The organism is Vibrio gelatinilyticus (assembly GCF_022836845.1).
Classification (GTDB): Bacteria; Pseudomonadota; Gammaproteobacteria; order Enterobacterales; family Vibrionaceae; genus Vibrio; species Vibrio gelatinilyticus.
The window spans coordinates 1-14,468 of sequence record NZ_JAJNNZ010000009.1 but is presented as its reverse complement, the minus strand read 5'-3'; the positions used below and the strand labels follow the sequence as shown (position 1 = coordinate 14,468).

General features: G+C 41.4%; 11 protein-coding genes and 1 pseudogene. 8 read left to right on the top strand and 4 right to left on the bottom strand.

Annotated elements, in window-relative coordinates; translation table 11 throughout:
• Positions 1-34: 34 nt before the first annotated feature.
• The 3 genes from LNL84_RS12205 to LNL84_RS12195 all read right to left on the bottom strand — a co-directional run bounded on the left by LNL84_RS12205 (position 35) and on the right by LNL84_RS12195 (position 4,414).
• On the bottom strand, positions 35-2,128 hold the full coding sequence (locus LNL84_RS12205; protein WP_244357750.1) for a GNAT family N-acetyltransferase: 2,094 nt from the start codon (positions 2,126-2,128) through the stop codon (positions 35-37).
• A 90-nt stretch (positions 2,129-2,218) separates the two neighbouring features.
• Complete coding sequence (locus tag LNL84_RS12200; RefSeq protein ID WP_244357748.1) at positions 2,219-3,190, bottom strand: ParB/RepB/Spo0J family partition protein; 972 nt, start codon at positions 3,188-3,190, stop codon at positions 2,219-2,221.
• 6 nt (positions 3,191-3,196) lie between these two features.
• Entirely contained in the window at positions 3,197-4,414 is a 1,218-nt protein-coding gene (locus LNL84_RS12195; protein ID WP_244357746.1) for a ParA family protein, read from the bottom strand.
• A 507-nt stretch (positions 4,415-4,921) separates the two neighbouring features.
• Between LNL84_RS12195 and LNL84_RS12190 the strand changes: the two genes are divergently transcribed.
• The 6 genes from LNL84_RS12190 to LNL84_RS12165 all read left to right on the top strand — a co-directional run bounded on the left by LNL84_RS12190 (position 4,922) and on the right by LNL84_RS12165 (position 10,513).
• Complete coding sequence (locus LNL84_RS12190; RefSeq protein WP_244357744.1) at positions 4,922-5,065, top strand: hypothetical protein; 144 nt, start codon at positions 4,922-4,924, stop codon at positions 5,063-5,065.
• Positions 5,066-5,607: 542 nt separating this feature from the next.
• The gene (locus LNL84_RS12185) at positions 5,608-7,578 is read left to right on the top strand and encodes a replication initiator protein RctB domain-containing protein (RefSeq protein WP_244357743.1); all 1,971 of its coding nucleotides are present in this window, start codon (positions 5,608-5,610) and stop codon (positions 7,576-7,578) included.
• 459 nt (positions 7,579-8,037) lie between these two features.
• A complete protein-coding gene (locus tag LNL84_RS12180; RefSeq protein WP_244357742.1) occupies positions 8,038-8,244 on the top strand; it encodes a hypothetical protein in 207 nt (68 codons plus the stop codon).
• 111 nt (positions 8,245-8,355) lie between these two features.
• A complete protein-coding gene (locus tag LNL84_RS12175) occupies positions 8,356-8,568 on the top strand; it encodes a DUF3283 family protein (protein ID WP_244357740.1) in 213 nt (70 codons plus the stop codon).
• A 108-nt stretch (positions 8,569-8,676) separates the two neighbouring features.
• Complete coding sequence (locus LNL84_RS12170) at positions 8,677-9,393, top strand: YebC/PmpR family DNA-binding transcriptional regulator (RefSeq protein WP_244357738.1); 717 nt, start codon at positions 8,677-8,679, stop codon at positions 9,391-9,393.
• Between the two features lie 241 nt (positions 9,394-9,634).
• On the top strand, positions 9,635-10,513 hold the full coding sequence (locus LNL84_RS12165; protein ID WP_244357736.1) for an NAD(P)-dependent oxidoreductase: 879 nt from the start codon (positions 9,635-9,637) through the stop codon (positions 10,511-10,513).
• Between the two features lie 65 nt (positions 10,514-10,578).
• Here LNL84_RS12165 and LNL84_RS12160 read toward each other — a convergent pair.
• Positions 10,579-11,262 (bottom strand): annotated as a pseudogene (locus LNL84_RS12160) (DUF4344 domain-containing metallopeptidase).
• Between the two features lie 299 nt (positions 11,263-11,561).
• On the opposite strand from LNL84_RS12160, the gene gltS reads away from it, so the two are divergent.
• Together gltS and LNL84_RS12150 are read left to right on the top strand one after the other, a co-directional pair.
• The gene (gltS, locus tag LNL84_RS12155) at positions 11,562-12,788 is read left to right on the top strand and encodes a sodium/glutamate symporter (RefSeq protein WP_244357734.1); all 1,227 of its coding nucleotides are present in this window, start codon (positions 11,562-11,564) and stop codon (positions 12,786-12,788) included.
• A gap of 255 nt (positions 12,789-13,043) precedes the next feature.
• Positions 13,044-14,468, top strand: a 1,425-nt coding sequence (locus tag LNL84_RS12150; RefSeq protein ID WP_244357732.1) for a tandem-95 repeat protein, incomplete at its 3' end; no start/stop codon positions are given.

The following is a 14,468-nucleotide window of genomic DNA, read 5'->3' as shown; positions in this document are numbered from 1 at the left end:
GTAAATCGCAAAGTCTGGCTTTTTACACTGTAAATTAGTCGACCTGATTTGAAATACCATTGGATTTACACTGTAAACGAACCAACAAATCTGAAACCTCTCGTCGCAACTTAGCTTCCACGGCTTTCTTGCCTTTAATACCAAAATAGTCGGCACACTCAGGTAACGACCAACCGAGCAAACCAATCGCTGCTAACAAATCTGAATGTTCATCCTCAATGTCACCGGCATCCATTAAATCAACTAGAAACGGTCTAATGGTTTCTAAGCTGTTGCCGCCATCCGCGTAACGTTTTAGTAACGGCGTCATGTCAACTGCACAGTGCGACTTTGCTTTAGAAATAAGATGAAATAAAACATTAGCCACATCGGGCGATACTTTCCTTGCACTGACCATAAACTGACTTTGAAAAATCTTAGTGGCAGTTACGATGCCTTCAGTGACCCACTGACGACTATCGTTTGATAATGCTCTAACAAAAATTACGCTGTGGGTGCCGCTCGCTTGATCCACGGAAAAACCAAGCCGCAATGGTAGGTAGTTAGCTTTATCCCAAAATAGAAGCAATTCTTTGGTTGCACCAAAACTCGTCGCCAGATAATCAACCTTGCCCTTAAGCAAGTTCTCCAATTTCGACAACATAGCACTACCAAATCCGCAGTTTTGAAGTTTAGGATGAACGGCCATTCTCATCACTCGAGCACAGCTTTGAGTAGCGGCCTGAGCGACTCCAAGGTGATTAGCCAAATCTGACGGCACCAAATGCCCCTTAGGCCGTCGCTTTCCTAATTGGATATTAGAAACGATATCCAGTGCCAACTGCCCTTCTTTGTTGACCAATACACTACCAACAATTTCTTTATCAACACGAGCAACGTAAAGGGTAACGTTTGGGTTATCTATTATTTGCATTAAGTCATTGGGTGATGTCTGATAATGCGCATTGACCAAAAGAGCGAATGCTTTTGACAACGTATCGCTATTAGCTGACATGTGCTCCTTTTGGAAAGCCTCAAACAGAACAGCGCGACTGTGGGATTTAGATATGTTATCGACACTACTCAGTTCACTTGCTAACAAGAATGTGTTTCTACACCATGTCTCTAATGGGTCCGACTTTGCCCAACGGATAGGTTGACTCATTAAGAATTCTTTCATGCCTGCTCTTACATCACGAAGCCAGGGTACGAATTTTAAGCTAAAACCTCGACCACACCCTTCGTAGCCATGAACCGTGCTAGACAGTACAACCCGATGATATCGACTTATCAAATTCTTTAACATTGGTACAGGTATTGCTGCAGCTTCGTCAATTAAAAGTAAGTCACATTCGACTTGGTCCCTCATCAATTCGTCCGCAGAGATGTAACGAACACTCCCGGATTGACTACAAAGTTTATTGCGACTGCTATGCGTTATTGAATCACCAAGCAATCTGTAGCAGTGTTGAAAAAGTGGTTCCACTGTACTGCGAGCAGGGGCAGATACGATAATTTGACAAGCGCGTTCACTAATCAGGCCCGCTGCCGCAATACCCAGCGCGCTACTTTTTCCACGACCACGATCAGCAGAAAGCACCAGAGGACGTTTTCGATGTCCATACAGTACTCGTTTAATTAACGCTACGGCTTGGGTTTGTTCACCGTATAGGTCTTCACTATCACTATAACTTGGTGGTAATTCGGATAGCATAGTAAGATTGGCGATTGATTTAGAGGAGCTTAGTAACGTTGGTAATATCTCAATTTGACGTTGTAACCAATGATTGAGGTTAGACGAGTTCGGCTGCAATGCGATAAGCGCCCCTCCCCCTTTTATGGTGCCAACTGCTGAATTAAAGCAATTCGCGTCAAATCCACTTCGCATGTCATATATCAAAACATCACACTCACTCCCTAATAACTGCTTCCCTTTTCCAATTGGTAAAGCGGATATTCTGTCAAAGCTCTCTCCACCGATCTTTACAATAATAGCCCTTTCGTCAAGACAACTGACATAACGGTTGAGCAAAGAATTTATCCAGCTGTCGTCACCTTTTAGGACTACTGGAATTCTGCAAAAATGTTTTTCAGCTTTACGCTTAACAAGCAATAGTTGCTCAATGTGATGCTCAATATTTTGTTTCATAGCAAATATTTGTTGTGGTGGTTGAATTAATGGTAACACAAAAAAAAACCTCGCAAATGCGAGGCTTCTTCAGCGAGACTTTTATAACGTTTAATCTAGCTTATCTTTTATGTAACTCAAAATTTCGTCCATAAGCTTGTCATCAACCTTTTTCAAATTAAGGGCTAGGTTAGCTCCCTTTCTAGTATAACTAGCGCGACCTTTGACAAGATCGACTTTGGTAACTCTTGTTCGTTTTGGTGGCGCTAGATCGTATATCCAGGATTCAAGTGTTTCCGTCACTTCTTTTGTTATACGGGCTACACCTTGTGCTGAACTCGTTTGCCAAACAAAGCCGTCTTCATCCTGACAGCGAGCTACAAGTTTAAGCTGGTTTTCCTCATCAAGTTCGTTAAATTGCTTGTGCAACTTAACAATTGTCGGTCGACCTAAATCACTTACATTTGGGTAAGCCTGAAGTAACTCGAGTGGCAAATCAGCCGCTTTAAGAGCCCCACTTACGAGCGCTTCACTGCACTGGAACATCTTAGCGAGAGCTTTCTGATCGTCAGCTTCCCCACTTTTCAATTTAATGAGCATCTCTCTGCCTTTCTCATACAAAGAAAGTGGTTTATGAGCGTTGGCAACATCTGAAAGAAATTTAGCGTGTTCAGCATTGATATTGTCTGCGGTATAGACCAAAAACTCTTTATCGGAAAGAATACAAGACATACGACGGCGACTACCGTCTAAAATCTCTATACGCCCATCTTCATTTCTACGACCTACGGCCGGATACTGTTGCCCTTTTTCTTTTAACGTTGCGAGTACATCTGACAATGCGTGTTCATTTAAAAACGACTGTTCACGGGCGTTTTCTTCAAATACGAATGTCTTTTCTTCAATATCGTGTGCAGGTATGCGAAGTAGTTCAAACGAAACCATCTCTTCGCCAGCGACAGCTAACTCGATAACCTGAGCCATTTCTTTAGCCGCTGTTTGTGCTTCTTGTGGCGTTGTCGCCCTTCTCTTGTTGGCTTTACCGAATAATTTTGCGTTCAGATCTGAAGTTTTAATAGCCATAATCAATTATCCAAGGTTCAATGAAGACCAATTACTATGTAGAACTCTTTCTAATTCTAGAGCGCTTTTATACACAGCGTCCTGAGCTGTTGCTAGTGTTTTTTTGCCACCTTCGAAATCTGTGGCCGTAAGGTCGAACACCGTGCTGTAGGTATCTGCGCAGGTTTCAAACGCTCTACTTCTAGGTATCGTTGCCATCATGACTTGATCGCCCAATAAATAGTTCATTTCAGTTAATACAGATACTTGCTTTTTATTGTCGTCTTCAAACATTGTCGGCATCAGTCTAGCAAACTCGAGGCCTTTCCAATCTTCTGGAAACATCTCGTACACTGTAGGTAAATGCTGAAAAAAGTTAACCGTTGATGCCCAATCAAGACGTTTTGCTGCACAAGGAATTAGCAGTGCATTAGACGCATACATAGCATTCCAAACGAGTGGATCTACGTGCGGCCCAGTGTCTATCATAACGATATCAAAGTCATCGGCTATCTTATCTATCAACTTTTCTTTAAGGAGCTTAACGATATCCAAGGACTGATTCTGAGACAAGTTTTGCCACGCTTCCGCGTTGAACATCGCGTCTTCAGGAAACGCAGAAATCGTTTTAAGGTTTGGGTACTGCGTCGGAAGGAGTACATTTTTATGCAAAAACTCTGGTGTAATTTCGATATCTTCCGGTACGTTTTCCAGCATAATATCTACTGCAGAATAAATATTATCATGCTCAGATACACTAATTTGAGGGTTTAGGAAAAGTCGCAATGAGCCCTGTGGGTCTAAGTCAATCAGACAAATACGGTAACGTTTATCTAGGTTTAACGCTAGACATGCTGCTAAATGTACAGCACTCATAGACTTTCCAGTACCGCCTTTTTGGTTCTGAACATTGATAATCCAAGGCTTATTGTTTGCACTATTCTTACGCTCATGAAACTTAGGAACCTTAGCAGCGTCCATCAACATATGGGCTTCGGTCAACGAAATAGAATAGTGATTAGCATTATTCTTAGTGAACTGATGCCCGTCTGATTCCATCTTGTTTATTGCCTCATCTAATTTACGACGAGTCAAGCCGGAACGAGTTTCCATTAGGGCTTTCGACATCGCAGGAAAATGCTCTTCACTGCGTTCCTCCAAAACAATCTCAATTCGATCGGCTTGTACCTGCTGTGTTTGTTCAGCAAGTTGGTAGAGATTTTCTATCGTCTTTTCTCTTTTCATCACTCAATTCCAGTGTATTCAGCTATATTCACTATAGTACAGCAATATACGAATAACTCAACAAAAAGCTGCACATTCATTTATTGATTGTAATCACATTAATTAGAGAGCTAACTAACCTTTTAACCGAACATTGCATAAATTGTGTCAAATATTCATCAATTTTTTGTCTGTGTCAACCAAGATAAGAACTCCACTTTTAAAGTGTCACAGTGTCACGTATTTACAATGTAAAGATTAATTGTACCCGGAACGATTGAATGTACTCACTAGATTACGGATGGTGTTATTTAAACAACTATCAACTTATAAGAAAGAGAATTATTGAAACTAATTAATTTTCAAATGCCGAATATCGAAGTATCAGCAGACGTTACACTTGATCATCGTTCCGAGGTTCTGGACCAATGATCAAGGTAGTAGAGCCGAATGAGATCTAACCAATGAGACTACAAGTAAAGATCCAAATCCCCGGACAAATGATCAAGAGAGTAGGGAACCGGAAGCATGAAAAGTCTCGACCAGTTTACGGATGATTGCTTTTGGAGTAAGGGGTTAGAAGCCATACTCATGAACGCTGTTGATCTGTCAAAATACACTCAACTATCGAAACTACGTCACTTTACCATGATCATGCTTTCGCTAAGGTAAGGAAAACCAATTTATTCAATGTAACTGTAAAGTCAGGTGAGAAAGAAACACTTTTAAATGAGAAATTAGTCGATTATTACAAATAAGTAATCTGCTAAAACTACAAATGACACTATCTTGATCATGCTTTCGCTGGTGAGATCGCCAAATAGAACACAAATAATGCAATCCCCTATAGGTGGCTGTGGATAACCTGTGGTTTGCCGATGATCATAGTTCCTTTTTTCTCATGATCATGTGTTCTTGTTGTTGATGATCATGCTTACCGTCAAAGATGATCATGCTTACTGTCAAACAATGATCATCTTTCCTAAGTTACGATGATCATGCTTCTGATGTGCAAAAAAAATACTTGTTCTTATACAGTAACTTACAAGCAGATTGCCACCCAGATCATTAGATCACATAATCAATTTAGATCATTATAAACAAATAGATCAGTTTATTTAGAGCAACAACTTTTTCTTTATTTATGATCTTTTTTTCTTTATCCTCTTTAGGACTGATATCGGTTTTACGGACAATGTGATATAGATCTAATCATGACCACTCTAGAAAAAATATTGATCGAGTCCCCTCGGGATCACAAAGGTGGCCATTTATTTGCTGTCACCGAAACTGCTGTTGATTGGATCGAGCAATATCAACACTTCAAAGGCGTAACCAAAAGTATCATTGAACTTCTGAACCTTATTTCGTTACGAGGTTTTTCCAGTAAAGATGGTTACGTATCAACAACAGAGCTGATCGATGCAACAGACGGACAATTAACTCGAGCGGCAGTTCAACAAAGACTTCGCTCAGCCGTTAATATTGGCTTGTTTACTCAACATCCAGTCAAATTTGAAGAAGGCCTCGCTGGCAAAACGATGTTGCATCGCTTCGTGAATCCAAATCAACTTGTCTCTGCACTTGGCGCAACAAGCTTAATTACTGAATCGGTCAAGTTATCGGAAAAGAAAAAAAAATCTAAAGCCCTTGCTCAAACTCAAGTTAACAAAAGGCTTCTAAACGAGCACGGTCTGTATACACCACCGGCGATGAAAGACGAAGCGGATCAATTTATCGTTTCTCCTACCAACTGGGCCGGTATTATCGATCAAGCGTTAGCGCCACCAAGAACACGAAAAAGTTACCAAAAGTCAATGGTTTCTATTTCTGGTACCCGTGCTGTGATCGAAACAAGATCATCGAAAAACATTATGACCGTCGACGATCTAATGACCTTGTTTGCACTCTTTACGTTAACGGTTCAATATCATGATCATCATCACGAAGAGTATCATCTAGACGCTAAACAAGTACCTAATAAAACTCCGTTATACATCACCGACATACTGTCTTTGAGAGGCAAGAAAGACAGCGGGCCAGCACGCGATTCAATCAGAGATAGTATTGACAGAATTGAATTCACTGACTTTCAGTTACATGAATTGACGGGACGTTGGTTAAGCGAAAACATGCCAGAAGGTTTTAAAAGTGATCGTTTCAGATTCTTGGCCAGAACAATCACTGCTTCAGAAGAAGCTCCACGAGAAGGTGCTGATGGCGAGATAAAGATCAAACCTAATCTCTATATTTTGGTATGGGAACCATCATTCTACGAAGAATTATTAACGCGCGATTATTTTTTCCTATTTCCACCCGAAATTCTAAAGCAACACACTTTAGTGTTTCAATTGTATTCCTATTTCCGTAGTCGTATGTCACGCCGCCACACCGATCAAATGTTACTAACGGAATTGAATCAAAAGCTTGCTCGAAACATAGAATGGCGCCGTTTCTCAATGGATCTTCTACGTGAACTGAGAAAACTCTCAGATGGGAAAGGATCCGAAGAGCTGTTTGTCGTTAATCTATGGGGCTATCATTTGACACTGACCAAACTTGATGATCAAAGCAAAGTCAGTGACTTTGAAGTTGATATTAAGTGTGATGTAGAGGAAGTTTTGCGTTACTCCCGAGCTAGGACGACTAACGCTGGTAAAAGAAATATGGCTCCAACGCTACCAAATCCGTTGCGTCATGAATTAGTTTCTAAAAAGCGACTTGACGAGTTATCTAGTGTCATTGATGGTGAATTTGAACCAATCCAACGTAAAGCGCCTTCCCCAAGAGGTAATTTGGGACGTCGCGTTAAACTTCGTAAACACTTAGTTGAAATAAATGCCGATGAAATCACGATAGTGTTATCGAAATATACCTCTACAGAGGCTCTAGAGCGCAGTATAACGGCTTTATCCGCAATGACAGGTCATCCGTACAATTCGATTAAAAACGAGTGTACAGAGCTCCTAGAGAAGCTAGATTGGCTACGTGTTGATGACAATCCAGTCAACTATGAGACATTGAGCCGTCTGATCGAACTTTATAATAGCCGTAGTGAAAACAAACATTTGTCGATAGAGCGATTAATTTCTGCATTGGCAGTACGCAAGAAAGTGTGTAAACAGGTCTACCTGGGACATTTTGACGAGACCGTATTTAGAGTGCTTGATGAAGTCGCAGTTTAAAAGACTTGTTACACTTATTTAAAACTTGTTTCTTTTTCGAAATAACGCTGACAATTCACTGACATAGATGGCGCCTTGGTTGCGTAGTATCAATTCCGAATAGACAACCTTTTGTCCTTTCTAATGAAATATATAGATTGGCTCATATTGTTACATTCATTCTGATATTTTTTGCGAGCTCTTTCGAGCTCGCTTTTTTTTTGGTCTAAAGAATAGATCTCGAAACGATGATCAAGGAAAGGAGTAACTGAAAAATGATTTAGATCATGTTGTGTTTTCGGTGAGTAATCCGCTCAATGTACTTCGCACTTGACTACATTTCAAAGACATTTATTAGCCTTCCATACACGAATATTCTGAAATATCGTCATCATCACATTCTGACACTGTTGGTCTTAACAATTAAAATTACGTTTGCTAAAGATGACCTGTCCTAGCGAAGTTTTGTTTGGAGGTAACATGTCGATAAATTCGATTAATCATGATGAAATGACATCGATCGCTAACAGTTGGGATGCTTCTGAAACTCTTGAGCAATCTGTAGATACTCGGCCGAAAAAGCAAGTAAAATCGGCTGAAGCTCGTCGTCGAATTGAAGCATTAAAGGAAATCAGAGAAAGTGGCCTTTCACTTGAGGAAGCTAGGGAGCTTGGAATTATTCATTGAACCACAGTGAATCGAAATAAAGTAGGGTGGCAGTTGTCCACCCTTGTGAGTGCATGATTGTCTAAAGCTTGTGATATAGTAAACAAAAATAAACGTTACTAGTGAAAGATAATGAAGCCCTACAACCTATCTCTACTCCCCCCTGAAGACAAAAACAGAATCGAGATCGATAAACAAGCGTCGTATATTGTTTGGCAGATCAAAGAAGCAAAGATTGGACCGGAAGCCATCAGCACACAATTAGCAAAACTATTAAACGAAGCTGAAAAAGAATGGTTCGAACAATGTGTTTCAAAGTACAAAAAGATCATGGGTGTGAACTAATATTTAGATTTATTGCTGAACTGGCAACTAGATTCGACCACAATCATTGAATTGCGGCGCTGTTTTGATAAAATCAGCTCGTCAAATTGAATTAGAGAGAACATCCCAATGGGACGAAGTTTTGAAGTGCGCAAGGCCTCAATGGCAAAAACTCAAGGCGCAAAAATTAAAGTTTACTCAAAATACGGTAAAGAAATTTACATGTGTGCGAGAAATGGCGGCTCAGACGTTGATATGAACCTGTCGCTTAAGCATCTAATTGCTAAGGCAAAGAAAGATCAAGTACCAGCTCATGTTATCGACAAGGCGATTGACAAAGCGACAGGCGGTGGCGGTGAAGATTACCAGCCAGCTCGTTATGAAGGATTCTCTCCTGGTGGCGCAAGCGTTATTGTTGACTGCTTAACTGATAACGGTAATCGTACTTTCCAAGATGTTCGCCAGTGCTTTGTTAAGACGGGTGCGAAAATTGGTAGCCCAGGAACTGTTGCACATATGTTTGAGCATCAGGCTGTTTTCCAATTTAAAGGTGAAGACGAAGAAGCCGTTCTCGAAGCACTAATGATGGCTGATGTTGATGTCACTGATATTGAGTTGGAAGACGGTGTTATCACTGTATTTGCACCCCATACAGAGTTCTTCAAGGTAAAAACTGCTTTGAATGCTGAGTACCCAGAGCTCACATTAGACGTTGAAGAAATCACCTTCGTACCTCAAACGCACACCGCAATTGGCGCAGACGACCAAGAGAAGTTCCAGAAATTCCTTGACCTGTTGGATGATTGTGATGACGTTCAGCAGGTATATCACAACGCGGAACTCTAATTCTGTTCTGAAGATTGAAAAGTCGGCTTTATTAGCCGGCTTTTTTTATACCCAAATAAGTAGCTAAAGAATAATCTCTCTTGATCATTGTTCCGGTTACACCCATAGGTTTTTAATATAGAACCTTAGGCGACCGACTGATCACTAAGGCTTTTTATACAGCCAATTAAACATTGTCAACGTACCGTAATCTGTGAGAGCCTAAAGTTCGATAACATCATCAACTAATGGAGATTAAAGCATGCGAGTGGGTTTTATTGGATTGGGCGTCATGGGATACCCAATGGCAGGACATCTGGTTAAAGCTGGTTTTGATGTTACGGTTTACAATCGCACGACTAGTAAAGCCAAGCGATGGGCTGACGAGTTTGGTAGTTCATTTGCTAGTAGCGTCGCTGATTGTGTTGCGAATGCCGATGTAGTGGCTGTTTGTGTTGGAAATGATGATGACGTAAAACAGATGACCACTTCGGAACTTGGTGCTCTTGAATTTATGAAGCCAGGTTCTATTCTTGTCGACCATACGACGACATCTGCAGTATTGTCAGAACAATTAGAGGCTTTTGCCGAGCTAAAAAACGTCCACTTTATGGATGCCCCTGTATCTGGCGGACAAGCGGGCGCTGAGAATGGTGTATTAACGATTATGTGTGGTGGTGAGCAAAGTACATTTGATGCACTCCAGCCGGTTTTTAACGCGTATGCTAAGTCCAGCGTACTTATGGGGCGTGCAGGGCAAGGTCAGCGTGCGAAAATGGTGAATCAAATATGTATTGCTGGTGTGCTAACGGGTCTATCTGAAGGGCTCCTGTTGGCTCAGAAGAGTGGACTTGATATCCCCTCCTTAGTGAATTGTTTGAAAAATGGTGCTGCTGGTTCTTGGCAGATGGAAAATCGCGCAGAGACAATGGCCCAAGATAAGTATGATTTTGGATTCGCGATTGATTGGATGATTAAAGATTTGGGTTTTTGCCTTGATGAGGCAGATAGATTGGGTATGTCTTTACCATTAGCCAAGCAAACCATCGAAAATTATCAAGAACTTTCTGAAAACGGGGAAGGGCGCTCCGATACTTCTGTTTTGATGAAAGCAATCGCGAAAACTGCACTCGATAAATAGTCAGTATTGGTGGGTGTTTACAGTGTAAATGCTCACCAATTGTTGCTCATCTATAGAAATAGAACTCATAAGGCGGAAGATAGCACTCGATGCCAATTTCTATTTTTCATATTAAACAGCTCCACACAGAATCCTCTTCTATCGGCTCGGTATTCTTGCTCTATTTCTTCTGATAAGTTTGAATGTGTCTCAGGATCGCTACCATAAACCAAGCATAATGTAGAGAAGTAACGCTGTAGGTCAAAACTGTGTTCATCTATATACTCACCAGCTTCATAGTATTCAGGCTTATCCTCAGACTCAAAAGCAAACATATCCGCTGCACTAATCACAATATCCGCGCCACTTTCAATGTGATTTAGTATGATTATTGCAGCGAAGTTATCTACCGCATCTTCTTCTTTTCCTAAGATAGCTATATCGAACTCATTGACAAAAGCATGCCCTATCTCATGCAGTATGGTATGCAAAAGTGTATCAATAGCAGCTTGTTTTGCTGAACGATCATAAAGTGGACCGTCCTATCCCCCATATTGTATCAATAGGGTTTTCTTAAAAGGGAAGTATTCTTGAGACAGATCCTGAGTTAACATCGCGACTTCACTAGACTTGATTTGGCTTTGAGCTGACTCCTCAGATTCGCTTCTAGTTGGAAGGTAAGAGAACGCAATACTCGCGTAACTGTTTTGGATGTTGAGTTCGGAAAGCAAAAGGATTACAGACAAAGCTGCTATAGAAATATTCGACATTTTTGCTCCAGTAGCTGCCTGCTTCTTGCCACCTTGCGACGGTTTAGGTGTTTTCTTCATTTTATGGTACACTAAACGGGTCTTCTTTAGTGTAGTTAATTCAACAAAGTAAAGTCGATTAATTCTTCTGCATTATCATTCTTGCAAGTCCTTTTCGAACACTCTTTCAGTGTCAAATTTATAGTACGTAAGGTAACTATTAGGGATATTTTTTTTCCTACAAACTGATAACGACTACACTAATTACTTAGAACCTAACCTCATTAGGGAAGATGAGCAAAGCAGAATACAGAGGTTATATGAACAATACAATTTCAGTCGGAGCGTTAGAGTCATTCTTGATTGCTATTGGCGTTTTATTTTTAGGTCATCTAATTAATAGCAAATTCCCCATATTTAAGAAGTACAACATTCCAGAGCCGATAGTCGGCGGGCTAATTGTTGCTTTTTTGATTACGGTTTTACACTTCAATAGCGTGACTTTGGAGTTTTCGTTGCCATTACAAAAGACATTTATGCTGATGTTTTTTAGTACGGTTGGTCTAGCTGCAAATTATACTCAGTTGGCAAAAGGCGGTGCAAAGGTCTTTGTATTTTTGGCAATAGCTTCGGTTTATATCATCATTCAAAATGGTGTAGGTGTTGGTCTGGCCAGCGTATTGGGGCTAGAGCCTTTAATGGGATTAATTGCTGGTTCTATTACCCTTTCAGGTGGACATGGTACTGGCGCGGCTTGGGCACAAACGTTTAATGAAAGTTATGGGTTAACCAATACGTTAGAAATCGCAATGGCCTCAGCAACGTTCGGTCTTATTATTGGTGGCATCATAGGCAGTCCGGTTGCACAAAAACTGATTAATAAGCACGGCTTTGAATCTGAATACGGTAAAGGCAATGACACGCACGAACGCTTTCCTGAACTGGTTACATATAATGAATACGAAAAAGACAGAGTGACGGCTAAGAAGGTCATCGAAATCCTGTTTGTTCTGCTGATTTGTGTTACAGGGGCTAAGTATATTCAAGAGTGGGTCAATGGTTTTGATATTAAATGGTTGATGATACCTGATTTTGTTTACGCCCTATTTATCGGCGTTTTCATTACCAATATTTTTGAAGTGACTAAGAGCTATAAAGTTGATGCCGAAACGGTAGATATCCTAGGTACTGTCTCATTATCACTATTCTTAGCGATGGCTTTGATGAGCCTCAAGCTTTGGAATATATTTGATTTAGCCATACCGTTTCTTGTTATTTTGGCTGTGCAATCTGTGGTATTGGGTATTTTTGCTTATTATGTAACGTTCAAGGTTATGGGGCAAAACTATGATGCCGCGGTTATAGTTGGAGGGCATTGCGGGTTTGGTCTTGGTGCAACGCCAACAGCCGTAATGAATATGGGCTCATTAGTTAATCGATTTGGACCATCTCCACAAGCGTTTATGGTGGTTCCAATTGTGGGAGCTTTCTTCATTGATATTGTTAATTTGATAATACTTCAGGGTTATATTTCTTTCATCGGGTAACCACTTCTACCCTTCACCTAAAGTCTCGTTATTGCGAGACTTTTTTCGTTTTTGAGACTCACAGAAATTAGCTGTATAGAGCTCTTCACATTTGATAGTAAATTTGATAGTAAGGTACTGAACTATAAGTAAAACAAATCATTCGAGTTGGCGAATTAAATCTAGTTTCAATCATCGTCGATTAACTTAGTAAAAATATACGGTCAGTGATGACACTACTTCCCAGCTAGGGTTAAGTAATTCAAGGAGTGAATAATGAGCGTTTTGTCTCAATTTGGGTTTAATACAGTTTCAGGAACTTTGGTTTTAGATGCAAACGGTAATCTTAGAGTTCTAGAAGACGGTATTCCTCCTCGTGTGGGGGATGTCGTAATTACCAAAGTAGACAACCTAAACTTAGACGACGAACTTGCTATTTTGCTCGTCACTGAAGACGGTGAATTAAAGGATGTTGACCTAGAAACAGACCTCGATATTGATGTCGATGACATTATTGCACAAATTGAAGATGGACAAGATCCGACCCAACTGGAAGAGCAAGCTCCCGCCGCAGGTTCTGCTATTGGTTCGAGTGTTACTTTGTCTTTTGGTGTTGAACGAAGTGGTGAAGAGACGATAGCTACCACTCAATTTGATACTACACCGTTAGAAAAACAAGGGCTCACGACGTCTCAATCTTTATCCCTGTTAGATGTCTTTGGGAATGCGGCGCCTGTTGCTGGTGACACCAATTTCAGCATCCTAGAAGATGAAACCCTTACCTTCACAACCGATGATTTGCTAGCAAACTCGATAGACGTCGATGGCCGTGTTTTATTTGACTCCGTAACGTATACAGGTACCGATGGTACCCTTGTCGAAAACTCTGACGGGTCCTACACATTTATTCCAAATGAGCACTTTAATGGCCAAGTCGAATTAGATGTCACCATTCGAGATGATGATGGTGCTACTGCCACAACCAAAGCAAAAATTGATATTGTTGCTGATAATGACGCGCCTACTATAGACGCAAAAACCGACAGCGTTACCGAAGACACGGTGATTACGGGCGTAGTGAGTGCTTCGGATGTCGACTTAGGTGACGATGCTGAATTGGTGTTTAGCACCGATTCCACCGCAGAAGGCCTAACGTTCAATGCCGATGGCAGTTATACATTTGATGCCTCTTCGTACGACAGCTTAGGCAAAGATGAAAAGCTGGTACTGGAGATCCCCGTGACCGTCACCGACGAGCACAACGCCACGGCGCAAACCACGCTGACCATTACCGTGACTGGCACCAACGATGCGCCAGTCGCAGAGGCGAAAACCGACAGCGTTACCGAAGACACGGTGATTACGGGCGTAGTGAGTGCTTCGGATGTCGACTTAGGTGACGATGCTGAATTGGTGTTTAGCACCGAATCCACCGCAGAAGGCCTAACGTTCAATGCCGATGGCAGTTATACATTTGATGCCTCTTCGTACGACAGCCTGGGCAAAGGCGAGAAGTTAGTATTAGAGATCCCCGTGACCGTCACCGACGAGCACGACGCAGCTGCGCAAACCACGCTGACCATTACCGTGACGGGCACTAATGACGCGCCAGTCGCAGAGGCGAAAACCGACAGCGTTACCGAAGACACCGTCATTACTGGCGCAATGAGCGCGACGGATGTGGATCTGGCTGATAACGCG